Annotated in this window: 2 protein-coding genes; both read left to right on the top strand. The window is 57.0% G+C overall.

What is annotated here, in order from left to right:
• A partial coding sequence (locus ACYX34_RS20270; protein ID WP_462078398.1) for a methane monooxygenase/ammonia monooxygenase subunit C occupies positions 1-532 on the top strand: 532 nt, incomplete at its 5' end.
• Positions 533-656: 124 nt separating this feature from the next.
• Positions 657-1,499 carry a bacterial ammonia monooxygenase, subunit AmoA gene (amoA, locus tag ACYX34_RS20265; RefSeq protein WP_462078397.1) on the top strand — a complete coding sequence of 281 codons (843 nt, stop codon included), beginning with the start codon at positions 657-659 and terminating at the stop codon, positions 1,497-1,499.
• Positions 1,500-1,541: the final 42 nt, after the last annotated feature.

Below are 1,541 nucleotides of genomic sequence, written 5' to 3'. Positions count from 1 at the left end.
GGAGCTGAAGCGGTACTTTTACTGGATGGGGTGGTTGGTGTGCTACATCTGGGGCGTGTACTACGCGGGGAGCTACACGTTGGAACAGGATGCGGCGTGGCACCAAGTGATCATCCGGGACACGAGCTTCACGGCGAGCCACATTGTGGCGTTCTACGGGACGTTCCCGTTGTACATCACGTGCGGCGTGTCGAGCTACCTGTATGCGCAGACGCGGTTGCCGCTGTACAGCCAGGCGACGTCGTTTCCGTTGGTGGCGGCAGTGGTGGGGCCGATGTTCATTCTGCCGAACGTGGGGCTCAACGAGTGGGGCCATGCGTTCTGGTTTGTGGATGAGCTGTTTGCGGCGCCGTTGCACTGGGGCTTCGTGACGTTAGGGTGGTGCGGGTTGTTCGGGGCGGCGGGCGGCGTCGCGGCGCAGATCGTGAGCCGGATGTCGAATCTGGCGGACGTGATCTGGAACAACGCGCCGAAGAGCATCCTGGATCCGTTCCCGGCCCAGGTGCAGCAGGGGGCCAAGAGTGTGTACTAAGTAGCAATGAATCGGTAAGTCCACATGTATCATTGGTCGGTGTCAGAGGCGTGTCCGGGTGATTGTGACGGTGTGAAGTGTCCGGGCCGCTTCTGGCCGGCTGGAATGACGGAGGGTGTCAGTTATGTTTAGAACCGATGAAATTATCAAGGCCTCGAAGTTGCCGCCAGAAGGTGTGGCAATGTCTCGGCACATTGATCACATCTATTTTATCCCGATTTTGTTCATTACCATCGTCGGGACCTTCCACATGCACACCGCGTTGCTGTGTGGAGACTGGGATTTTTGGCTAGATTGGAAAGATCGGCAATGGTGGCCGATCGTCACCCCGATTACGACGATCACGTTTTGTGCTGCACTCCAGTATTACAACTGGGTGAATTATCGTCAGCCGTTCGGGGCAACGATTACGATTCTGGCGCTGGGGTTCGGGAAATGGATCGCCGTGTATACGTCGTGGTGGTGGTGGTCCAATTATCCGCCGAATTTCGTCATGCCGGCGACGTTGCTTCCGAGTGCGTTGGTGTTGGACATCACGCTCTTACTGACCCGGAACTGGACCTTGACCGCGGTGGTCGGAGCCTGGATGTACGCCATTCTGTTTTATCCGAGCAATTGGCCCATCTTCGGTTACAGCCATACGCCGATTGTGGTCGATGGTGCGTTGCTCTCGTGGGCCGACTACATGGGTTTCATGTATGTGCGGACCGGGACGCCTGAGTATATCCGGATGATCGAGGTCGGGTCGCTGCGCACGTTCGGTGGGCACAGCACGATGATCTCGGCCTTCTTCTCTGCGTTTGCCTCGTCACTCGTGTACGTCCTGTGGTGGCAGTTCGGGAAGTTCTTCTGCACCTCGTACTTCTACTTCACGGATGACCGACAGAGAACGGTGAAGGTGTATGACGTATTCGCCTACGCCACGTTAGCACATGGCGACAAGGCAAAAATCGGGGGGAAAGCATGAACGCCAAACAAGCCGTTAAACGTTGGGTAATGGGCTTCTGCG

The sequence above is a fragment of the Nitrospira sp. CMX1 genome (assembly GCF_054902215.1).
Note: the sequence above shows the minus strand (reverse complement) of the source record. Positions and strands in the feature narration are given on the sequence as shown.

Coding starts and splice junctions, on each gene's coding strand:
- amoA (WP_462078397.1), top strand. CDS start 657: ATGTTTAGAACCGATGAAATTATCAAGGCCTCGAAGTTGCCGCCAGAA.